This is a genomic window from Mesorhizobium sp. M0698, assembly GCF_040320455.1.
Taxonomy (GTDB): domain Bacteria; phylum Pseudomonadota; class Alphaproteobacteria; order Rhizobiales; family Rhizobiaceae; genus Mesorhizobium.
In genome coordinates, this window is the sequence record NZ_JAMYPQ010000015.1 from 115,777 (window position 1) to 136,419 (window position 20,643).

Genomic DNA, 20,643 nt, shown 5'->3' on the forward strand with positions numbered 1-20,643 from the left:
GATTGCGCTCGCGGATCAGGTCCCTCGGGGGACTTCTTTGCGCCGCCCGGCAGCGCCGCGATGTGACCGCCTCCTGGTTGCCTCTCAAGCCTTGTTCTTGTTGTAGACGTCGAAGACGACGGCGCCGAGCAGCACCAGGCCTTTGACCACCTGCTGCCAATCGACATTGACGCCCATGATCGACATGCCGTTGTTCATGACGCCCATGATGAAGCCGCCGACCACCGCGCCGATGACCTGGCCGACGCCGCCCATCGCCGAAGCGCCACCGATGAACACCGCGGCGATGACGTCGAGCTCGCTGCCGAGGCCGGCCGCCGGCACAGCCTGCCCCAGGCGCGCTGCGATAATCAGGCCGCCGAGTGCCGACAGCACGCCCATATTGATGAACACCATCAACGTCAGCCGTTCGGTCTTGATGCCCGATAGCTGGGCTGCCTTGACATTGCCGCCCATCGCATAGATGCGACGGCCGATCGTCATGCGTTTGGTAACGAAGACGAACAACGCGATCAGCACGCCCATCACCATGAGAACGATGGGGAGGCCCCTATAGGTGGCGAATTGGTAGACGAGAAACAGCGCCAGCGCGCTGATCACCAGGGTCTTGACGACGAACAGCGAGAAGGGCTCGGCTTCGTAGCCATGTTTCTCGCGGGTGCGCCGTGCCCTGAGCCCGAAATAGGCATAGGCGAGCACGGCGACGAGGCCGATCACGATCGTCGTCAGGTGCAGCGTCAGGCCGCTGCCGACAATGGTTTTGCCGGCGGCGTTCACGGTTGGCGGTATCAGCGTCAATGGGCCGATCAGGTCCGGAATGAAGCCGGAACTGAGCGCCTTGAAGCCGACGGGAAGCGGCCCTACGGAAGACCCGCCACCCAGCAGCGCCTGGCAGATGCCGCGGAAGATCAGCATGCCCGCCAGCGTGACGATAAAGCTCGGTATTCGGTGATAGGCAATCCAGTAGCCTTGTGCCGCGCCGATCGCACCACCGACGATCAGGCAGATGATCGACACCACCAGCGGATTGCTCAATGGGCCAAGCGGCCAGATGACCATCATCATCGCCGCCAGTGCGCCGATGAAGCCGGCGACGGAGCCGACGCTGAGATCGATGTGACCCGAAACGATCACCAGAAGCATGCCCAGCGCCATCACGATGATGAAGCTGTTCTGCTGCACGAGATTGCTGAGGTTCACCGGCTTGAACAGCGTTCCGGACGTGGTGAACTGGAAGAACACCATGATTGCGATCAACGCCAGCACCAACCCGTATTCGCGCAGGTTGGTGACCAGCGCCGAGACGGCAATGCGAGGTCCCTGTTGTAGATCCTGGGCAACGCCGGTCTGCGGCCCGGGAGCGCTTTCGGTGCTCATGATGCTTTTCCTTCTCCGCGGACGATGGCGCGCATTATCTTTTCCTGGCTGGCGTCGCTTGCCGCCATTTCGCCGACGATGCGTCCTTCGTTCATGACGTAGATGCGGTCGGTGATGCCGAGCAGTTCGGGCATTTCCGACGAGATGACGATGATTGCCTTACCCTCGGAGGCGAGACGCGCGATGATCGTATAGATTTCATACTTGGCGCCGACGTCGATACCGCGTGTCGGCTCGTCGAGGATCAGCACTTCCGGATTGGCGAACAGCCATTTCGACAGCACCACCTTCTGCTGATTGCCGCCAGAAAGGTTGCCGGTCATCTGGTAGACGCTCGAGGCGCGGATATTGGTCCTGCCGCGATAATCGTTGGCGACCGAAAGCTCGCGCAAATCGTCGATCACGCCGTGGCGCGACACGCCGGGCAGGTTGGCCAGCGTGATGTTGTGCTTGATGTGGTCGATCAAGTTGAGACCGTAGGTCTTGCGGTCCTCGGTAACGTAGGCAATGCCGTGTTCCACCGCCTTGCTCACCGAAGAGACGTCGATCGGCTTGCCGTTGAGGAACACCTCGCCGGTGATGCGACGGCCATAGGACCGGCCGAACAGGCTCATGGCAAACTCGGTCCGGCCGGCGCCCATGAGCCCGGCAATGCCGACCACTTCGCCCTTGCGGGCGTTGAGGTTGATACCCTTGATGACCTGCCGCTCGGCATGGATGGGGTGGTAGACCGACCAGTTTTTCACTTCGAGAACGGTCTCGCCGATCTTCGGCTCGCGCGGCGGATAGCGGTCGTCGAGCGAACGGCCGACCATCGAGGTAATGATGCGGTCCTCCGAGATGTCCTTCTTGGCCAGCGTCTCGATGGTCCGCCCGTCACGGATGATGGTGACCTTGTCGGCGACCCGGTTCACCTCGTTGAGCTTGTGCGAGATCAGGATCGAAGTGATGCCTTGCCGCTTGAATTCGAGCAGCAGATCGAGCAGCGCCTGGCTGTCCTTTTCGGACAGGCTCGCGGTCGGCTCGTCGAGAATGAGCAACTTCACTTCCTTGCTGAGCGCCTTGGCGATCTCGACCAGCTGCTGCTTGCCGACGCCGATATTGGTGATCAGCGTGTTGGGGTCCTCCTTGAGGCCGACCTTCTTGAGCAGGGCGCTGGTGCGCGCCTCATTGGCATTCCAGTCGATGACGCCGTATCTGGCGTGCTCGTTGCCGAGAAAGATGTTTTCGGCGATCGACAGCATCGGCACCAGCGCAAGCTCCTGGTGGATGATGACGATGCCCTTGCGCTCGCTGTCATGGATGCCTTTGAAATGGCACTCATCGCCGCGATAGATGATCTGGCCGTCATAGGTGCCGGACGGATACACACCCGACAGCACCTTCATCAGCGTCGACTTGCCGGCGCCGTTCTCGCCGACCACGGCATGGATCTCGCGTTCCTCGACCATGAGCTTGACGTTCGACAGCGCCTTGACGCCGGGAAACGTCTTGGTGATGTCGCGCATCTCCAAAATCGTCGATGCCATTGAGAATACCACTCCTGCGAGGTCCGCAAACAATACCGGGCTGGCTCGCCAACGAAAAGGGGCCCTGCCTGCGCAGGACCCCAGGCTTTGTAACCGCGATTACTTCAGTTCTTCGGCCTTGATGTAGCCGGAGTCGACCACCAGGGCCTGGTAGTTCGACTTGTCGACGTCATGCGGCGTCAACAGGATCGAGGGAACGACCTTGACGTCGTTGTTGTAGGTCGTGGTGTCGAGGCCTTCCGGCTTGCCGCCCGAGAGCACCTTATCGACGAGTTCGACCGTCGCCTTGGCGAGTTCGCGGGTGTCCTTGAACACCGTCGAATACTGTTCGCCGGCGATGATCGCCTTGACCGAAGCGGTCTCGGCGTCCTGTCCGGTGACGATCGGCCATGGCTGATCGGCGGTGCCGTAGCCTACGGCGCGCAGCGAAGCGATGATGCCGCGCGACAGGCCGTCATAGGGCGAGAGCACGCCATCGACGCGGCTGCCGTCCGAGTAGTTGGCGGAGAGCAGATTGTCCATACGGGCCTGGGCGGTTGCCGCCAGCCAACGCAGCGTGCCGACCTTGTCCATGCCCATCTGGCCGGACTTCACGACGAGGGTCTTGTCGTCGATTAGCGGCTGAAGAACCGACATGGCGCCGTTATAGAAGAAGAACGCATTGTTGTCGTCCGGCGAACCGCCGAACAGCTCGATGTTGAACGGGCCCTTCTTCTCGGGATAACCGAGACCCTTGAGCAGCGATTTGGCCTGGATGACGCCGACGCCGAAATTGTCGAAGGTGGTGTAGTAGTCGACATTTGGCGTCTTCTTGATCAGGCGGTCGTAAGCGACGACGACAACGCCGGCGTCATTCGCCTTCTGCAACGCATCGCCCATCGTGGTGCCGTCGATCGAAGCGATGATCAGCGCCTTGGGGCCCTTGGTGATTTCGTTTTCCAGCTGGCTGAGCTGGTTCGGAATGTCGTCCTGCGCGTACTGCAGGTCGACAGTGTAGCCCAGAGCCTCGAGCTGGGACTTGACGGCGTCGCCGTCGTTGATCCAGCGCTGCGAGGTCTTGGTGGGCATCAGCACGCCGATCAGGCCTTCGCCCGCCTGCGCCGGCAGCGTCATGGCCGCGATGCCTAGGGCCGCGACGGCGGCCAGTGTCTTGACAATCTTCACATTAACTCTCCCTGGTTGATGGACGCGTACCCTTGGGTTTCGTGGGCCGCGCAATCGTGCAGGAGCGCCAAACGCGCCGCTGCCGTCAATCGATCTCCGGTATCCTCCCAATCGGCCCCGAGACTCTGGTTTCAATCGATACGAGTTTTCCCTCGTCACCGACCGTCAAGCCTCAGGACGCGCGAAGGGTGTGTCGCTTTGCCATAACTGTCAAATGCGATCTTTGATGGTTGCTATATCGAGACTGATATGGCTTAGGCTAGTGACGACGCTGCCGGATCCAGCCAGGGCGCCGGGCGTAAGAGTAGGGAAGAATCATGGCGGCGCTGCGAAATCCTGACGGAATATCAGCCAGTTACGATGAAATTCCGGGTGATGGCGGAACCTTGCTGCGCAGCGGCTTGAGCCTGCGTCACATGCGCATGATCGCAGCCCTCGACGAGCACGGCCGGGTGAGCGCCGCGGCCCAGGTCATGAACATCTCGCAGCCGGCGGCCTCGCGCATGATCGCCGAGATGGAGGCCGTGCTCGACGTCAAGCTCTGCGAAAGGCTGCCGCGCGGCGTCACGCTGACACCCTATGGCAAGGCGTTGGCACGGCGCGCGCGATCGATCCTGCTCGAGATGCGCGAGGTCGATCGCGAGATTTTCGAGCTCAAGGCGGGCAAAGGCGGCTCGGTGTTCCTGGGCGCGGTGACAGCACCGGCGATCGAGCTGGCGGTGCCGGCGATCCGCGAGATCCGGCGCCTTTATCCGCGCATCGAAATCACCATGCAGGTCGAGACATCGAACGTCCTGGCGCGCGAGCTGATCGCCTCGCGCCACGATTTCATCATCGCCCGCATCCCCGACGACCTCAATCCGCGGCTGTTCGAAGCGCGCGTCATCGGCGTCGAGAAAGCCTGCCTGATCGTGCGCCGCGGCCACCCGCTGACCAAGGGCAAGGCGGTGCGGCTGGAAGACACCGCCGCCTATGACTGGGTTTTCCAGTCGGGCGGCTCGCCGCTGCGCCAGGCGATGGAAAGCAACTTTTTGAACCGCAACATCGCGCTGCCGGACCGCATCCTCAACACCAGCTCGCTGCTATTGACTCTGGTCATGGTCGCGCAATCCGACGCCATCGCGCCGGTGTCGATCCAGGTCGCGAAGTTCATCCAGAACCCCGAGGGCCTGGCCGGCGCTATCGATGTCGTCCACACTGAATTCGACATCGAGGTCAGGCCGTACAGCCTGATCACGGTGAAGAACCGCGCGCTGTCACCGGCAGCCAAGATGCTGCACGATTTTATTTTGCGAGAGGTGGGCTGAGGGTTGGAGCGGGTAGCGGGCGCATCCCGTGGCCGGCCAGACGACCAGACAGGCCCGCCAGCAGCGGCGCCGATGCACGTCGGCCACTACTGCCTGATGCTCAAAAAAAGCCCGCCAGCAGAAGCCAGCGGGCCAAGGGTAGACTTTCCGGTTGGGGTCATTCGAGGCCCCGCCGACCCTCAATGTGAGATATTCCACGAACTGGCACATCGGCCAAACAGATGAAAGACGGCCAGCCGGGCTGTAAAACTGCCTATAAATCCGCTGGTTTTCAGCTTGGCCAGAACAAGTGCAATGCACCGGGGGCAAAAGCTGGAGCGGGTAGCGGGAATCGAACCCGCGCGTTCAGCTTGGGAAGCTGACAAGCTACCATTACATCATACCCGCGCTGGTTCCTCCGATATCATGGCCCGGCGCCGATGCGCAATCCGGTTTGAGGGCTCGGCTTGATGCAGGGCTATCAACTGCGTATTTCTAGGCATGTGCCCGAATCGCGGCACCCGACTGTGGAGACAGGCTTGTCCGCACTGAACCGCTTTCTCGGCGATACGCCGCTCCGGGTGATCCTGAAGCTGCTTGTGGTGTCGTTCCTCGTCGGGCTGGTCATGAATGCCTTCGGCTGGTCGCCGATGGATGTGCTTTACGGCATTCGCAAATTCTTCATCGACCTGTGGAATTTGGGCTTCCACGCCATCGACCGTTTCCTCGGCTACATCCTGCTCGGTGCCGCGATCGTCGTGCCGGCCTTCATCCTGCTCAGGATCGCTAACTACCGGAAATGAATTTTCAGGCGTAGCCCGCCGCCACCTCGAACAGGATGGCGTGCCGTGCAGCAAGTGCTGCGACATCCGTCGAATAGCCTCCGCCGATAACGCCGCATACCGGTATGCCAAGCGTGCGGAAATGGCGGATCACCATATCGTCGCGGGCACGCAGCCCGTCATCCGTGAGCGACAACCTGCCGAGCCGGTCCTCGACATGGACATCGACGCCGGCATTGTAGAAGACGAGGTCCCAGCGCCTTCGCGCCGACAACTCCGGCAGGATGGCGTCCAGCCGCTCCAGATAGGCTGAATCGCCGGCGCCGTCGGGCAGGGCGACATCGAGATCGGAGGCGATCTTGAGCGCGGGGTAGTTGCGGTCGCCATGCATGGAGAAGGTAAACACGCGCGGCTCGTCGTTGAGGATATCCGCCGTGCCGTCGCCCTGATGCACGTCGAGGTCGACGACCAGGATGTTTTGGACAGCAGCTTCGGCGAGCAGCACCAGCGCGGCAACGGCTACGTCGTTGAAGGTGCAGAAGCCGGCGCCTTGCGCGCGCCGCGCGTGATGGCTGCCGCCGGCGGTGTTGCAGGCGATGCCGTTCAGCAACGCCAGCCGCGCTGCCAGCACCGTGCCGGCCGTTGCGAGCTGCGCCCTCAGCGAAACCCGCGGTCCCACGGGAAAGCCGATCTCGCGCTCGATCGCCACCGGCACTTCGCAGGCAAGCACCTGGTCGACATAGTCGACCGCGTGGGCAAGCTTCAGCCATGATGGCCGCGCCGCCTCCGGCATGTTGAGCGCTTCGGGCTGCGCCAGGCCGCGTGCCCGCAAGGCATCCATCAGCAGCGGATATTTGCTCATCGGGAAGCGGTGGTTGACGGCGAAGCCGGCGTCGTAGTCGGGATGATGAACGATCTGCAAGGGCATGGGACGGGCGGTGCGCCAGAGGCGGGTTTCGGTTGACCATAGCGGGGTGGATGGTTGCGCGAGGTCCGCAAACTGGGGCACATCGGCTAGCCGATCAAGCCGCAACAGGAAGCAACACGCGTTTGGAGCAGGCTTTACCCACCGAAGTCCACGCCACCGAAGCCAGGGCCTTCGTCGTCACCAACCGCTCGGTGCTCGCCATCGCCGTGCCGATGACGCTTGCCTATCTGACGACGCCGTTGCTCGGAATTGTCGACACGGCGGTGATTGGGCAGTTCGGCGACGCCGCCCTTCTCGGCGGCCTGGCGGCCGGCGCCCTGATCTTCGACGTCGTTTTCACCACCTTCAACTTCCTGCGCTCCGGCACCACCGGCCTCGTCGCCCAGGCCTTCGGGCGCGGCGATGCGCTGGAGGAGCAGGCGGTGTTCTGGCGCGCCGTGCTGATCGCGGTCGTCGCCGGCGTCGTGCTTGCCGCGCTTGCGCCGCTGGTCTCCACCGCCGGGCAATGGTTCATAGGCGCCGAACCGCGCGTCAGCGCGGCGATGGACGTCTATATCCGCATCAGGATGCTCGCCGCACCGTTCTCCCTGATCAATTACGCCATCCTCGGTTACGTGCTTGGGCGCGGCGAGGGCGGGCTCGGGCTGATGCTGCAATTGATACTGAACGGCATCAACATCGCCCTCTGCTTCCTGCTTGGCCTGGAGTTCGGCTGGGGCGTCGCCGGCGTCGCCTGGGCGACGCTCACCGGCGAATTCGTCGCCATGCTGCTGGGTCTCGCCATCGTCGGCCGGCGCTTCTGGGCGGCACCCAGGCTGCCGCGCCACCGCGTCCTCGATCTGCCGGCATTCCTGCGCATGATGTCGCTCAACCGCGATATCATGATCCGCTCCTTTTCGCTGCTCGCCGCCTTCGCGCTGTTCACGCGCCAGGGCGCGCAGTTCGGCACGCTGACGCTGGCCGCCAACGCCGTGCTGATGAACCTGTTCCTGGTTGCCGGCTATTTCATCGACGGTTTCGCCACTGCCGCCGAGCAGCTCGCCGGCCGCGCCATCGGAGCGCGCGCCGCCACCGCCTTTAACCAGGCGGTGCGGCTGACGCTGCTTTGGGGACTCGGTCTGGCCGGCGCGGCGACACTCTTCTTCCTGCTGGAGGGCACGGATCTGATCGCCCTGATCACGACCGCGACGGACGTCCGCGCCATTGCCGACATCTACCTGCCCTGGGCGGCGTTCACCGCGCTCAGCGGCGTGCTGGCTTTCCAGATGGACGGTGTCTTCATCGGCGCAACATGGTCGCGCGACATGCGCAACATGATGCTGTTGTCATTCCTGGCGTTCAGCGCCGCGCTGCTGATCCTGGCGCCGGCCTTCGGTAATCACGGCTTGTGGGCGGCGTTGCATGTCTTCCTGCTGGTACGCGGCTTCAGCCTGCTCGCCATATTGCGGCTGCGGGTGCGCGCGGTCTTTGGCTGATCGCTAAAACGGTTTCGCCGCCCAGTGATCGAGGCGGCTGTCGCGAAGCTCGCGCAGCGACTTCAGCCGTTGACTGTCCATGAAACGGGCCATGCCGGAAAGAATGCGCCCCGGCAGCGCGGGCCCGGCATAGATCATGCCGGTATAGAGCTGGACGAGATCGGCGCCGGCACGGATCTTTTCCAGCGCCGTCTCGGCGGAATCGACGCCGCCGACGCCGATGATGGTGGGATCCGGGCCAAGCAGTTTTCGCATCCTTGCCAGCACGATAGTCGAGCGCTCGAACAAGGGTTTCCCCGAAAGCCCGCCGGTCTCGCCGGCAAGGCCGGCGCTGCTCAGGCCGGCTCGCGCGATCGTTGTGTTGGAGACGATGACGCCGTCCATTTGCTTGTCGCTGATCTCGGCGGCGATGTCCTCAAGCTCGGCCTCGACCAGATCCGGCGCGATCTTGAGGAACACGGGCGGTTTTGCCGGTGCTGCCGCACGCGCGGCCATGACCCGCGACAGAAGTTCGCCAAGCTGTTCGCGTGCCTGCATGTTGCGCAGGCCCGGCGTGTTCGGCGAGGAGATGTTGATTGCCAGATAACTGGCATATCGCGCGAACCGGACCACGCCGCGTTCATAGTCACTGACGCGGTCGGTGCTGTCCTTGTTGGCGCCGATGTTGACGCCGACGATGCCGGCACGGCCCATGCGGGCGGCAAGGCGCTTTTCCGCGGCGGCGTGGCCTTCATTGTTGAAGCCCAGCCGGTTGATCACTGCCCCGTCCGAAGGCAGCCGGAAGATGCGCGGCTTCGGATTGCCGGTCTGCGGCAGCGGCGTGATCGTGCCGACCTCGGCGAAGCCGAAGCCGAGGCCGAGCAGCGCGTCCGGCACTTCGGCATTCTTGTCGTAACCCGCGGCCATGCCGAGCGGGTTCGGGAAACCGAGCCCGCAACGGCTGACCTTTAACCTGTTGTCCTGCGGCGGACGACCGGCGACCGGCAGCCCGCATCTCAGCGCGGCAATCGACAGCCCATGCGCGGTTTCCGGATCGAGCGTGAACAGCAGTTTCTGGCCGATCCGGTCGAACGCGCTCATTCGGCCTCCAGCGCCGGGAATTCATGCCGGCCGTCAGCGCCGAGCGGCAATGCCTGCACCGAAACGACCGCATCGAGGCCGAGCCCGCCATAGAGATGCGGGAACAGGGCGCCGCCGCGCGAGACCTCATATTTCAGCGCATCGCCGAGGCGCGCGCTATCGACGGCGACCAGCAGCAACCGGCTTTGGCCGGCGAAATGTTTGGCCGCCGTTTCCCGAACCTGCCCGGCGGTGGAAAAATGGATGAAGCCGTCGGCGACGTCGATCGGCGCGCCGGTGAAGCCGCCTTCTCTTTCAGCCTCGCGCCACAGCGCCTCGGGAACTATCTTGTAGATGATCTCGGACATCGTTGCGCTATAGTCCGAACCGACCACGCGGGGAAGGGCAGGCCCGTGTTCTTCCCCATTTCAGGTTCATCCCCATTTCAGGCGCAAACTGTGATAGATTGCGCTGACTGGCTCATGGAGGAAAACATGCGTCTGAAACACGTCTTGATCCCCGCAGCACTGGTGTCGCTTGTCGCGGCGTCGGCCTTTTCCGAGGAAGCCGATCGCTACCGGTTGGAGAAATCGGCCAATGGCTATGTCCGCATGGATACGCAAACCGGCGCCATGTCGCTCTGCGAGGAACGCTCCGGCCAGCTCGTCTGCAAGACGGCGGCCGACGAACGTGCCGCCCTACAAGATGAGGTCGACCGGCTGCAAAGTTCGGTGAAGGCGCTCGACGAACGCGTCGCCAAGCTCGAAAATTCGCTTGCCGCCCGTTTCGAATCGACTTTGCCCAGCGAGGAGGATTTCAACAAGACGATGGGCTACATGGAGCGCTTCCTGCGCAGCTTCATGGATATCGTCAAGGACATGGACAAGGACGACGACGGCGCCAAGCTCAATTCGCAAAAGACCTAGGCAATTCGCAAAAGACCTGGGGCGGGAATAGCAAGCCGCCCACGCCGGACGGCAGGCGTAGCGTTACAATCGTTCAGATCCTGCAAGGCGGAACATCGCCAACGGGATTCGGGGAGGGATATCACCGTTGGGCTACACATTCGTCATTGCCGATGATCACCCGCTTTTTCGCGGTGCATTGAGGGAGGCACTCGCGGGTATCGGAGATGTTGCCGCCATTCACGAGGCTGGCGATTTCGAAAGCGCCAAGGCGCTTGTCCTGGCCAATGAGGATGTCGATCTGGTGCTGCTCGATCTCTCGATGCCGGGGGCAAGCGGTCTTTCCGGCCTGATTTCGCTGCGCGGCATCCATCCGGCGGTGCCGATGATGGTGGTCTCGGCGCATGACGATCCGGTGACGATCCGGCGCGCGCTCGATCTCGGCGCCTCCGGCTTCATCTCCAAATCGGCCAGCATGGAGGAGATCCGCAATGCGGTGCAGTCGGTGCTCGCAGGCGATATCGCGGCTCCCGTCGGCATCGATCTCGGCGTCGAGCGCGATCCCGAGATTTCCGACCTGATCAAGCGGCTGCAGGCGCTGACCCCGCAGCAGACGCGCGTGCTCGGCATGCTGGCTGAGGGACTGCTCAACAAGCAGATCGCCTATGAGCTCGGGGTCTCCGAAGCGACGATCAAAGCGCATGTCTCGGCCATCCTGCAGAAGCTCGGCGTCGACAGCCGCACGCAGGCGGTCATCCTTTTGTCCAAAATCGGCAGCGACCCGCTGCAGACGGCCGGCTGATTCCTATTCGGCCGCCGGCGCCAGCGGCCTGACCCTGGCCATCATCGAGCGCAGCATCGCCGGTTTCAGTGGTTTGCTGATCACCGGCACGTCGAGCCTGCCGGCGGCGGCGCGAACCTCGCTGGAGCGGTCGGCGGTGACCAGCACGGCCGGCAGGTCCTCGCCATGGATCGCACGCAACTGGGCGATCAATTCGAGGCCGGTCCTGTTGTCGAGATGATAGTCGGCAAGCACGAGGTCCGGCCGATGCATGCCGGACCTGTCGAGATCCTCCGCGCCGGAAAGCGTGTCGACGCTGCAGCCCCAACCCTCGAGCAGCAGCCGCATGCCGTCGAGGATGCGGGCGTCGTTGTCGATGCAGAGCACATGGAGCCCGGCAAGCGAGGCCGCGGCACGGGCAGGCGGCTTCGCCTCGGCCTCGCGCCGCGGTGCCTGCACGGCCACCACCGGCAGCAACACGGAAAAGCGTGTGCCCTTGCCTGGGTTGGAGAAGATCCGGATTTCGAGGCGCAGGACGCGGGCGATGCGGTCGACAATGGAGAGCCCAAGGCCGAGGCCTTCCGCCTCGCGTGCGCCCTCGTCGAGCCGGGTGAATTCGCGGAACACGGTGTTGAGCTCGTCGCCGGCAATGCCGATGCCGGTGTCGATAACCTGGATCTCGGCCAGTTCGCCGCGCCGCCGCGCGCCGACCAGGATGCGGCCACGGCGCGTATACTTGATGGCGTTGGAAACCAGGTTCTGGATCAGCCGGCGCAGCAGATTGCGGTCCGTCATGACGCTGAGCGACGACGGCATGATCGAGAGTTCGAGCTTCTTTTCGGCGGCAAGCGGCCGGAAGTCGTTGCCGATCTGGCGCAGCAGCCCGTCGAGGCCGAAGCTCGTATCGTCCGGCTTCATCGCGCCGGCATCGAGGCGCGAAATGTCGAGCACCGCGCCGAGGATGGTCTCGACCGATTCCAGCGACGATTCGATGTTCATCGCCGCCTTGCCGGCAGGTCCCTTGCCGGTCTTCTCGATCAGCGACGAGCAATAGAGGCGGGCGGCGTTCAGCGGCTGCAGGATGTCGTGGCCGGCGGCAGCGAGGAAGCGGGTCTTGCCGAGATTGGCCTCCTCGGCCAGCATCTGCGCCTGCGCCAGCTCCTCATTGACGCGGGTGAGCTCGGCGGTGCGGCTCTTCACTCGCTGTTCCAGGGATTCGTTCGCGCGCTTCAGCGCCAGATCCTGCTCGACACGTCCGGAAATGTCGGCGTAGGTGGCGACGATGCCGCCGTCCGGCATCGGATTGGAGCGCAATTCCAGGATGCGCCCGCTTGTCTTCAGCTCCATCTGCCATGGGCTGACGAAGCTGGTCAGGCGGTTGAGCATGGTGACGCGCTGGTCTGCCGGTATGTCACCGCGCTCGGCAAGGTGGCGCAGGATACGATCGAGTGAGACGCCGACCTGGCCCATCTCGTCGGGCAGGTCGAACAGCGCCCGGTACTGGCGGTTCCAGCAAATCAACCGGAAATCGCGGTCGAAGACAGTGATGCCCTGTTCCATCTGGTCGAGTGCGATCTGCAGCAGGTCGCGATTGTGCTGCAGCGCCTCGGTGGCGTCATCGAGCAGGCGGAAGGCGTCCTTGGATTCGCGGTCGTTGCGGCGCAGCAGCAGCGACAGGATCAGCCGCGCCGAAGAGGAGCCGACGGCACTGGCCAGAAGCTGCTCGGAGAAGCGGATGACATCCATGCTGGCCTGTTCGTTGCCGAGCAGTGAAGTGCCGCTGCTCTTTTCGAACGACTGAAAGGACCGCTCGGTCCGTTCGACACCGAGATAGCGCGCGATCGTGTCCTTGAGGTCGTTGACGGTAATGGTGGTGCGGAAGCGGCGCAGGCTGGGCAGCGGACCCGCTTCGCGCGGCACGAAGATCGACGCCTGGATGCGTTCCAGCGGCACAGAGGCGCGCGATAGCGAGCCGAACACAAAAAACAGCGTGTTGATCGACAGGCTCCACAGCACGCCATGGTTCAGCGGCTCGGCGACGGTGCCGAAAAGAGCCTGCGGCCGCAATGCATCGAAGCCGAACAGGCCGTGGACGAGGATGCCGGTATCGGGCGCGACGAGCGAGGGAAGCAGCAGCGTATAGCTCCAGACGACGATGCCGGCGACCATGCCAAGCGCCGCACCCCGGCCGTTGGCGCCGCGCCAGACCAGGCCGCCGATCATTGCCGGCGCGAACTGTGCGATCGCGGCGAACGACATCAGGCCGATCGAGGACAGCCGCGCGCTGTTGGTGCTCTCGCGGTAGTAGAGAAAGGCGATGAACAGCATGATGAAGATCGCCGCCCGCCGTACATTGAGGATGAGCGTCGACCAGTCCTCGTTCTCGGATGTCGTGGTCCGCAGAAGCCGGCGCACGAACAGCGGAATGACCAGGTCGTTGGAGATCATGATCGACAGCGCGACGCTTTCGACGATCACCATTGCGGTCGCCGCCGACAGCCCGCCGATGAAGGCGGCCATGGCCAGCACGTCGTGGCCGCTGAACAGCGGCAGCGACAGCACGTAAAGGTCGCTGCTGGTCCTGGGGCCGACCAGTTCCAGGCCGGCCAATGCGATCGGCAGCACGAACAGGTTGATTGCCACCAGATAGAGCGGAAACACCCATGTCGCGGTGCGCAGCTCGGCCTCGCTGCGGTTTTCGACGATGGTGACGTAGAACTGGCGCGGCAGCATGAGGATGGCAAAGCCGCTCAGGCATGTCAGCACCAGCCAGGTAGCGAGCGAGGTGTTGTAGCCCATCGCCTTGCGCACCTGCGTGTTTTCGGCGAGCTGGTCGAACATATCGCCTGGCCCGCCGAAGATCAGGAACGTGACCATCAGGCCGATCGCCAGGAAGGCGGCGAGCTTGACCACGGTCTCGACCGCCACAGCCAGCACCAGCCCGTCCTGGTGCTCGGTGGCATCGGCATGGCGCGTGCCGAACAGCACCGCAAACAGCGCCAGCAGCATGGCCACGACCAGCGAGATGTCACTGACGAACGGATCGAACGACGGCGGCGAGCCGGTATAGTGCTCGACCATCAGGCTGACCGAGCCGGAGATTGCCTTCAATTGCAGCGCGATATACGGCACGGCGCCGATGGTCGCGATCAGCGTGGCGATCGCCGCGACAGCGAAGCTCTTGCCGTAGCGGGCACCGAGAAAGTCGGCGATCGAGGTGATCTTCTCGGTCTTGGCCAGCCTGACGATGCGCTGCAGCAGCGGAAAGCCGAACACGAACACCAGGACCGGTCCGATATAGATGCCGAGGAACTCCAGGCCGCGCTCGGAGGACAGGCCGACCGAGCCGAAGAAAGTCCAGGAGGTGCAGTAGATCGCGAGGCTGAGCGCATAGATGAACGGCCGGGCGCGGCCGGGCCCGGTTGAAGTCGAGCGGCGGTCGCCCAGGCTGGCGATGACGAACAGCAACGTCACATAGGCGATCGCGATGATGACGATGAACCAGCCTTGCACGGCTCGAACTTCCTCCCTGCGCCGGCTTTTTCATCCGGCCTTCCAGACGCAATCACAGCTTGGCGACCGAGTCCATCGCGGCTTTCGGCGTATTATATCGGCTGCGTCGGGCAATCGTGACCGGCTGAAACCAGCTTTTGCTCCTGTTGCAACCGCAGGTTTTTGCTATTCTGCCTGCCGGTCGATGCCGGAGGAGCGGCAGAACGGCCGGTCAAGACAAGGAGGCGTCGAATGCTGAAAGAGTTTCAGGAATTCATTTCCAGGGGCAATGTGATGGACCTGGCCGTCGCCGTCATCATTGGCGCTGCCTTCGGCAAGATCGTCACCTCGCTGGTCGACGACATCATCATGCCGGTCATCGGGGCGATTTTGGGCGGATTGGACTTCAACAACTACTTTCTGCCCTTGTCCTCGGCCGTTAACGCCACATCGCTGGCTGAGGCAAAGAAACAGGGCGCGGTCTTCGCCTATGGCAGCTTCATCACCGTGGCGCTGAACTTCCTTATCCTCGCCTTCATCATCTTCCTGATGGTCAAAGCGGTGAACAATCTGCGCCAGCGGCTGGAGCGCGAGAAACCGGCCGCCCCGGCCGCTCCGCCGCCGGCCGATGTCGCGCTGCTCACCGAAATTCGCGATCTCCTCGCCAGAAAGTAGCGCCTGCGGTAACTTTCTGGACCAAAACCCCGGTCGCTTGCGGCCGGGGTTTTCTGTTTTCGTCCGCCCTGAAACACGCTAGCAGTCGAGCAAACGAAAGCGGACCATCCATGACCCTGATCGATACTCTGCGCGCCGAAGCGCGGGCGGCGCCTGAAAGCGGCATTGTCGCCGTCATGAATCGCGGCCGCGGCCGCGACGGCATGATCCCGCTCTGGGCCGGCGAGGGCGACCTGCCGACGCCTGCCTTCATCACCGATGCCGCCGCCAAGGCGATGGCTGGCGGCGAAACCTTCTACACCTGGCAGAGGGGCATTCCTGAACTCAGGCAGGCGCTCGCCCGCTACTACACCAGGCATTTCGGCAAGACTTTCGCCAACGAGGAATTCATCGTCACCGGCTCCGGCATGCATGCCATCCAGATGGCCATCGATGCGGTGGCCGGCAAGGGCGACGAACTCGTCTACCTGTCGCCGGCATGGCCGAACTTCGCCGCCGCCGCCGGCATCGCGGGCGCCGTTCCAGTCGCGGTCACGCTCGATCAGTCGGGCAATGGCTGGTCTTGCGATGTCGACAAGATCGCAGCGGCGATCACGCCACGGACCAAGGCGCTGTTCGTCAACACGCCGTCCAACCCGACCGGCTGGACCGCCGACAAGGAGACGCTGCAGGCGATCCTCGATCTCGCCCGCGAAAGGGGCCTGTGGATCATCGCCGACGAGATCTACTCGCTGTTTCATTACGGCCATGGCCGCGCGCCGTCCTTCATCGACATCATGGCCGATGAGGATCGCATCCTGTTCGTCAATTCCTTTTCCAAGAACTGGGCGATGACCGGCTGGCGCATCGGCTGGATCAAGATCCATCCCGCCTTGCAGCAGGTGTTCGAGAACCTGGTCCAGTATTCGACTTCCGGCGTTGCGCAGTTCATGCAGCGCGGCGCCGTCGTCGCCCTCGACGAAGGCGACGCCTTCATCGTCGAGCAGGTGGAGCGGGCGAGGGCGGCGCGCGACCTGGTCTGCGGCATTCTCGCTACCACCGGCAGGGCGCGGTTCACAGTGCCGCAGGGCGCATTCTATTTGTTCTTTGCGGTCGACGGCATCACCGATTCCCGCGCTGCCGCCTTCGACATGCTCGACCGCGCCAATGTCGGCCTGGCGCCCGGCACCGCCTTCGGCCCCGGCGGCGAAGCCTTCCTCAGGCTGTGCTTCCACCGCCGCCTCGACCAGCTCGAGGAAGCGGCAAATAGGCTGGCGAAATGGATGAAGACTGTCTGAGCGACTTCGCTCTGACGACCAAATGGTTCTCGGCGTAGAGTTTTAAACGACCTTCAGCCGCCCGACTTCGGCACCAGCAGCGGAATGACGCGATCGCTTTTGGCGACCGACGGTCGGCCGGCGGACCCGTACGGAATCCCCAACGCGTCCCATGTCTCGACCAGTGCGTCCTGCAGCGACGCGATCAGCGCGTCCGAATGGAACGGTGTCGGCGTGATGCGCAGCCGCTCGGTGCCGCGCGGCACTGTCGGGTAGTTGATCGGCTGGATGTAGATGCCGTGCACACCGAGCAGGCGGTCGGTGGCCATCTTGCAGAGCTCGGGATCGCCGACCAGAAGCGGCACGATGTGGGTAGGCGACTCCATCACCGGCAGGCCGGCCGCGGCCAGCACTTGCTTGGTCCGTGTCGCCTGACGCAGCTGCGCATCGCGCTCGGCCTGCGAGCGCTTGAGATGGCGGATCGAGGTGGTTGCCGCGGCAGCGATCGCCGGCGGCAACGCCGTGGTGAAGATGAAGCCCGGCGCATAGGAGCGCACCGCGTCGATCACCGCAGTGTTGCCGGCGATGTAGCCGCCAAGCGTGCCGAACGCCTTGGCCAGTGTGCCCTCGATGATGTCGATGCGGTCGGCCAGCCCTTCGCGCTCGGTGATGCCGCCGCCGCGCGGCCCGTACATGCCGACGGCGTGGACCTCGTCGATGTAGGTCATGGCGTTGTAACGCTCGGCGAGATCGACGATCTGCTTGATCGGCGCGATGTCGCCGTCCATCGAATAGACGCTCTCGAAGACAATCAGCTTGGCGCGCTCGCGGCCGGCCGTCTGCAGCAGGCTTTCGAGATGCGCGACGTCGTTATGGCGGAAGATCTTCTTCTCGGCGCCCGAGCGCCGCACGCCCTCGATCATCGAAGCGTGGTTGAGCTCGTCCGAGATGATCAGGCAATTGGGAAGCAGCTTTGCAATGGTCGAGATCGACGCCTCGTTGGAAACGAAGCCGGAGGTGAAAACCAGTGCCGCTTCCTTGTCGTGCAGGTCGGCCAGCTCCAGTTCGAGCTCGACCAGCGGGTTGCTGGTGCCGGAGATGTTGCGGGTGCCGCCGGCCCCCGACCCCATCTTGCCTGCCGCCTTCTGGAACGCGGCAATGACGTCGGGATGCTGGCCCATGCCGAGATAGTCGTTGGAGCACCAGACGGTGATTTCCTCGGCGCGGCCATTGGCGCGCCAGATGGCGCGCGGGAATTTCCCGACGATACGCTCAAGGTCGGCGAAGACGCGGTAGCGACGCTCCGCATGGAGCTGGTCGATCGCTTCCTCGAAAAACCGCTGATAGTTCATGTCGCCTTCCCAGTTTTGCGCGGGATCATAGTCATTGGCCCATTCGTCGTCCACCTGGCCTTTTTGGTCAAAATGCCACGCCCCGAGCCTGTTCCTAACGACCACGGAACGTGGCCTATTCCCTTGATGTGGATCAATCTTGTTTCACGACAATGCCACGCGCCGATGAGACCGGTTACCGCAGGTTCTAATGGCCTGGCGGCAGGTTTTCCAGTAAGGCGGCGTTTGAGACAGTTCCGACAAATCATGAATAGCGAGGATGCGGATGACGGTTTTGGTGACAGGCGGGGCCGGCTATATCGGTAGCCATATGGTCTGGGAATTGCTGGACACGGGCGACAACGTCGTCGTCCTCGACCGGCTTTCCACCGGCTTTGAATGGGCGGTGGCCCCGGAAGCAAAGCTCGTCGTCGGCGACGTCGCCGACAGGGAACTGGTCGCCTCGATCATTCGCGACAATAAGGTCGACGCGATCATCCATTTCGCCGGCTCGATCGTGGTCCCCGAATCGGTCGCCGACCCGCTTGCCTATTACGAGAACAACACCTGCAAGACGCGCACCTTGATCGAGACCGCGGTGCGCGAAGGCGTGCCCAATTTCATCTTTTCCTCGACCGCCGCCGTCTATGGCGGCGCCGGCCTGGAGCCGGTGCGCGAGGATGCCCGGCTTGCGCCGGAATCGCCCTATGGCCTGTCCAAGCTGATGAGCGAATGGATGCTGCGCGACGCGGCAATTGCCCATGGGTTGCGCTATACGGCGCTGCGCTATTTCAACGTCGCCGGCGCCGATCCGAAGGGCCGCACCGGCCAGTCGACGCCCGGTGCCACGCATCTGATCAAGGTCGCTTGCGAGACGGCGCTCGGCAAGCGCCCCTTCATGCAGGTGTTCGGCACCGACTATCCGACGCCGGACGGTACCTGCATGCGCGACTATATCCACGTCAGCGACCTGGCGGCGGCGCATCGGCTGGCGCTTCAGCGGCTGCGTGCCGGCGGATCGAGCCTGGTCGCCAATTGTGGTTACAGCCACGGCTATTCGGTGCTCGAGGTCATCGACAGCGTCCGCCGCGTCTTCGGCCATGATTTCGAGGTACGGATGGGCGATCGCCGCGCCGGCGACGCCGCCGCGGTCGTCGCCAATTCGGAGCTGGCGCGCGGCGAGCTCGGCTGGACCCCGCAGCGCGACAACCTCGACCGGATCGTTGCCGATGCGCTTGCCTGGGAGCGCATCCTGACCAGCAAGAATTCGGCTCTGGGGTGAAGTGGGCTCTCCGCAAAGGTTGGTTCAGCGCGCTGGGGGCGGAATGAAAATCCTGGTGCTTGGGGCCGGCGTCGTCGGTACGGCGGCGGCCTATTATCTGGCCAGCGACGGCCATGAGGTGACGGTGATCGAGCGCCATCCGGCGGCAGCACGCGGCACCAGCCGGTCGAATGCCGGCCTTGTGTCGCCCGGGGATGCCACCGCCTGGGCCTCGCCAGCCGCGCTGAAGACGTTCCTGCGCGGCCTCTACAACCACGATCTCGGCATCAAGGTGCGGCTGCGCTTCGATCCGTATTTTTTCGCCTGGAGCCTGCGCTTCCTGCGCCAGTGCACGCATAAGCGCATGCGCGCCAACACCGACGTCAAGCTGCGTCTGGCGCTCTATTCGCGCGACTGCATCAACGCCGTCTCCGCCGAAACCGGCATCCACTATGACGAGCGCAAGAAAGGCATTCTGTATTTCTTCCGCTCGCAGCAGAGCTTTGATACCGGCACCGACAATTATCGTTATCTCGGCGAACACGGCCTGCCGATCGAGATCGTCGGCCGCGACCGGCTGGTCGAGCTCGAACCCGGCCTTGCCGGCGCCAAGGACAAGATAGCCGGCGGCGTCTATTCGCCGATCGACCAGACCGGCGACTCCAGCCAATTCACGCAGCGCCTCGCTGCCTATGCCGCCGAGAAACTCGGCGTCCAATTCCTCTACGGCACCACGGTCGAAGGCCTCGACATCGACGGCGACCGGGTGCGCGCCGTGATGACCTCGGCCGGCCCGGCGGCCGGTGACGCGGTGGTCATTTCCATGGGGCCTGAGAGCGGTCTGCTCGGCCGCCGCTACGGCATCGACCTGCCCGTCTATCCCGTGAAGGGCTACACCGTGACTGTTCCGCTGGAAGATGAAAGCAAGGGGCCGATCATGGGCGGCGCCGACGAGGACCGGCTGATCGGCTATTCCAGGCTGGGAAATCGGCTGCGGATGTCCTCGACGGCGGAGTTCACCGGGTTCGACCGCACGTTCAAGCCACGCGATTTCAACTCGATCCTGAACACCGGCAAGGACCTGTTCCCCGGCGCTTTCGACGAGAGCAAGGCTGAGCTCTGGGCTGGACTTCGCCCGATGATGCCGAACTCCGTGCCGGTCATCGGACGGGCGCGGTACGACAATCTCTACCTCGACACCGGCCACGGCCATCTCGGCTGGACCATGGCCTGCGGTTCGGGAAAATTCCTTGCCGACATAGTTGCCGGCCGCAAGCCGGAGATCGATCCGCAAGGGCTGGTCTACAGGAACTAGGCATCTCCAGACATCAGGGCGCCATGA

The 20,643-nt window shown here is 63.6% G+C and carries 17 protein-coding genes and 1 tRNA gene; 9 read left to right on the forward strand and 9 right to left on the reverse strand.

Features of this window, described 5'->3' with window-relative positions; all coding sequences use genetic code 11:
• Window positions 1-84 precede the first annotated feature (84 nt).
• The 3 genes from mmsB to chvE all read right to left on the reverse strand — a co-directional run bounded on the left by mmsB (window position 85) and on the right by chvE (window position 4,070).
• Window positions 85-1,377 carry a multiple monosaccharide ABC transporter permease gene (gene mmsB / locus NKI16_RS25100; protein WP_023677358.1) on the reverse strand — a complete coding sequence of 431 codons (1,293 nt, stop codon included), beginning with the start codon at window positions 1,375-1,377 and terminating at the stop codon, window positions 85-87.
• Window positions 1,374-2,906, reverse strand: a complete 1,533-nt coding sequence (gene mmsA, locus NKI16_RS25105) for a multiple monosaccharide ABC transporter ATP-binding protein (RefSeq protein WP_352840737.1) — start codon at window positions 2,904-2,906, stop codon at window positions 1,374-1,376. Before mmsA ends, mmsB begins: the two co-directional genes overlap by 4 nt.
• A gap of 99 nt (window positions 2,907-3,005) precedes the next feature.
• Window positions 3,006-4,070 (reverse strand): multiple monosaccharide ABC transporter substrate-binding protein, encoded by a 1,065-nt coding sequence (gene chvE, locus NKI16_RS25110; protein ID WP_023677360.1) that lies wholly within the window; start codon window positions 4,068-4,070, stop codon window positions 3,006-3,008.
• Between the two features lie 317 nt (window positions 4,071-4,387).
• On the opposite strand from chvE, the gene NKI16_RS25115 reads away from it, so the two are divergent.
• The gene (locus tag NKI16_RS25115) at window positions 4,388-5,377 is read left to right on the forward strand and encodes a LysR family transcriptional regulator (RefSeq protein ID WP_023677361.1); all 990 of its coding nucleotides are present in this window, start codon (window positions 4,388-4,390) and stop codon (window positions 5,375-5,377) included.
• 313 nt (window positions 5,378-5,690) lie between these two features.
• Here the strand turns inward: NKI16_RS25115 and NKI16_RS25120 are convergent.
• Window positions 5,691-5,764 (reverse strand) — tRNA-Gly (locus NKI16_RS25120).
• A gap of 131 nt (window positions 5,765-5,895) precedes the next feature.
• On the opposite strand from NKI16_RS25120, the gene NKI16_RS25125 reads away from it, so the two are divergent.
• A complete protein-coding gene (locus NKI16_RS25125; protein ID WP_023677362.1) occupies window positions 5,896-6,159 on the forward strand; it encodes a DUF6460 domain-containing protein in 264 nt (87 codons plus the stop codon).
• A 4-nt stretch (window positions 6,160-6,163) separates the two neighbouring features.
• Here the strand turns inward: NKI16_RS25125 and NKI16_RS25130 are convergent, their stop codons facing one another.
• Complete coding sequence (locus NKI16_RS25130; protein ID WP_023677363.1) at window positions 6,164-7,066, reverse strand: histone deacetylase family protein; 903 nt, start codon at window positions 7,064-7,066, stop codon at window positions 6,164-6,166.
• A 50-nt stretch (window positions 7,067-7,116) separates the two neighbouring features.
• Here NKI16_RS25130 and NKI16_RS25135 point away from each other — a divergent pair, with 50 nt between their 5' ends.
• Window positions 7,117-8,541: an MATE family efflux transporter gene (locus NKI16_RS25135; RefSeq protein ID WP_031211968.1), complete on the forward strand. Its 1,425-nt coding sequence runs from the start codon at window positions 7,117-7,119 to the stop codon at window positions 8,539-8,541.
• 3 nt (window positions 8,542-8,544) lie between these two features.
• Here NKI16_RS25135 and NKI16_RS25140 read toward each other — a convergent pair whose 3' ends face one another.
• Both NKI16_RS25140 and NKI16_RS25145 read right to left on the reverse strand, forming a co-directional pair.
• The gene (locus NKI16_RS25140; RefSeq protein WP_023677365.1) at window positions 8,545-9,621 is read right to left on the reverse strand and encodes a quinone-dependent dihydroorotate dehydrogenase; all 1,077 of its coding nucleotides are present in this window, start codon (window positions 9,619-9,621) and stop codon (window positions 8,545-8,547) included.
• Window positions 9,618-9,968, reverse strand: a complete 351-nt coding sequence (locus NKI16_RS25145; RefSeq protein WP_023677366.1) for a DUF952 domain-containing protein — start codon at window positions 9,966-9,968, stop codon at window positions 9,618-9,620. Before NKI16_RS25145 ends, NKI16_RS25140 begins: the two co-directional genes overlap by 4 nt.
• A gap of 126 nt (window positions 9,969-10,094) precedes the next feature.
• Between NKI16_RS25145 and NKI16_RS25150 the strand changes: the two genes are divergently transcribed.
• A complete protein-coding gene (locus NKI16_RS25150; protein ID WP_023677367.1) occupies window positions 10,095-10,526 on the forward strand; it encodes a hypothetical protein in 432 nt (143 codons plus the stop codon).
• 118 nt (window positions 10,527-10,644) lie between these two features.
• On the forward strand, window positions 10,645-11,307 hold the full coding sequence (locus tag NKI16_RS25155) for a response regulator transcription factor (protein ID WP_031211969.1): 663 nt from the start codon (window positions 10,645-10,647) through the stop codon (window positions 11,305-11,307).
• Window positions 11,308-11,310: 3 nt separating this feature from the next.
• Here the strand turns inward: NKI16_RS25155 and NKI16_RS25160 are convergent, their stop codons facing one another.
• Window positions 11,311-14,799, reverse strand: coding sequence for a PAS domain-containing hybrid sensor histidine kinase/response regulator (locus NKI16_RS25160; protein ID WP_352621853.1), 3,489 nt, complete (start codon window positions 14,797-14,799; stop codon window positions 11,311-11,313).
• Between the two features lie 231 nt (window positions 14,800-15,030).
• On the opposite strand from NKI16_RS25160, the gene mscL reads away from it, so the two are divergent.
• Both mscL and NKI16_RS25170 read left to right on the forward strand, forming a co-directional pair.
• Entirely contained in the window at window positions 15,031-15,453 is a 423-nt protein-coding gene (mscL, locus tag NKI16_RS25165; protein ID WP_023677369.1) for a large conductance mechanosensitive channel protein MscL, read from the forward strand.
• Window positions 15,454-15,563: 110 nt separating this feature from the next.
• Window positions 15,564-16,730: a pyridoxal phosphate-dependent aminotransferase gene (locus tag NKI16_RS25170; RefSeq protein ID WP_352572220.1), complete on the forward strand. Its 1,167-nt coding sequence runs from the start codon at window positions 15,564-15,566 to the stop codon at window positions 16,728-16,730.
• A gap of 53 nt (window positions 16,731-16,783) precedes the next feature.
• On the opposite strand, the gene hemA is transcribed toward NKI16_RS25170, so the two are convergent.
• Entirely contained in the window at window positions 16,784-18,061 is a 1,278-nt protein-coding gene (gene hemA / locus NKI16_RS25175; protein ID WP_023677371.1) for a 5-aminolevulinate synthase, read from the reverse strand.
• Between the two features lie 265 nt (window positions 18,062-18,326).
• On the opposite strand from hemA, the gene galE reads away from it, so the two are divergent.
• A complete protein-coding gene (gene galE, locus NKI16_RS25180) occupies window positions 18,327-19,322 on the forward strand; it encodes a UDP-glucose 4-epimerase GalE (RefSeq protein ID WP_352572219.1) in 996 nt (331 codons plus the stop codon).
• Window positions 19,323-19,365: 43 nt separating this feature from the next.
• Window positions 19,366-20,616 (forward strand): D-amino acid dehydrogenase, encoded by a 1,251-nt coding sequence (locus NKI16_RS25185; protein ID WP_352572218.1) that lies wholly within the window; start codon window positions 19,366-19,368, stop codon window positions 20,614-20,616.
• Window positions 20,617-20,643: the final 27 nt, after the last annotated feature.

Bases quoted from the DNA above. Each gene is read 5' to 3' on its own strand.
- NKI16_RS25145 (WP_023677366.1), bottom strand. From the start codon at position 9,968: ATGTCCGAGATCATCTACAAGATAGTTCCCGAGGCGCTGTGGCGCGAG.
- NKI16_RS25115 (WP_023677361.1), top strand. From the start codon at position 4,388: ATGGCGGCGCTGCGAAATCCTGACGGAATATCAGCCAGTTACGATGAA.
- galE (WP_352572219.1), top strand. From the start codon at position 18,327: ATGACGGTTTTGGTGACAGGCGGGGCCGGCTATATCGGTAGCCATATG.
- NKI16_RS25130 (WP_023677363.1), bottom strand. From the start codon at position 7,066: ATGCCCTTGCAGATCGTTCATCATCCCGACTACGACGCCGGCTTCGCC.
- NKI16_RS25185 (WP_352572218.1), top strand. From the start codon at position 19,366: ATGAAAATCCTGGTGCTTGGGGCCGGCGTCGTCGGTACGGCGGCGGCC.
- NKI16_RS25135 (WP_031211968.1), top strand. From the start codon at position 7,117: ATGGTTGCGCGAGGTCCGCAAACTGGGGCACATCGGCTAGCCGATCAA.
- NKI16_RS25150 (WP_023677367.1), top strand. From the start codon at position 10,095: ATGCGTCTGAAACACGTCTTGATCCCCGCAGCACTGGTGTCGCTTGTC.
- NKI16_RS25140 (WP_023677365.1), bottom strand. From the start codon at position 9,621: ATGAGCGCGTTCGACCGGATCGGCCAGAAACTGCTGTTCACGCTCGAT.
- mmsB (WP_023677358.1), bottom strand. From the start codon at position 1,377: ATGAGCACCGAAAGCGCTCCCGGGCCGCAGACCGGCGTTGCCCAGGAT.
- hemA (WP_023677371.1), bottom strand. From the start codon at position 18,061: ATGAACTATCAGCGGTTTTTCGAGGAAGCGATCGACCAGCTCCATGCG.
- mscL (WP_023677369.1), top strand. From the start codon at position 15,031: ATGCTGAAAGAGTTTCAGGAATTCATTTCCAGGGGCAATGTGATGGAC.
- NKI16_RS25170 (WP_352572220.1), top strand. From the start codon at position 15,564: ATGACCCTGATCGATACTCTGCGCGCCGAAGCGCGGGCGGCGCCTGAA.
- mmsA (WP_352840737.1), bottom strand. From the start codon at position 2,906: ATGGCATCGACGATTTTGGAGATGCGCGACATCACCAAGACGTTTCCC.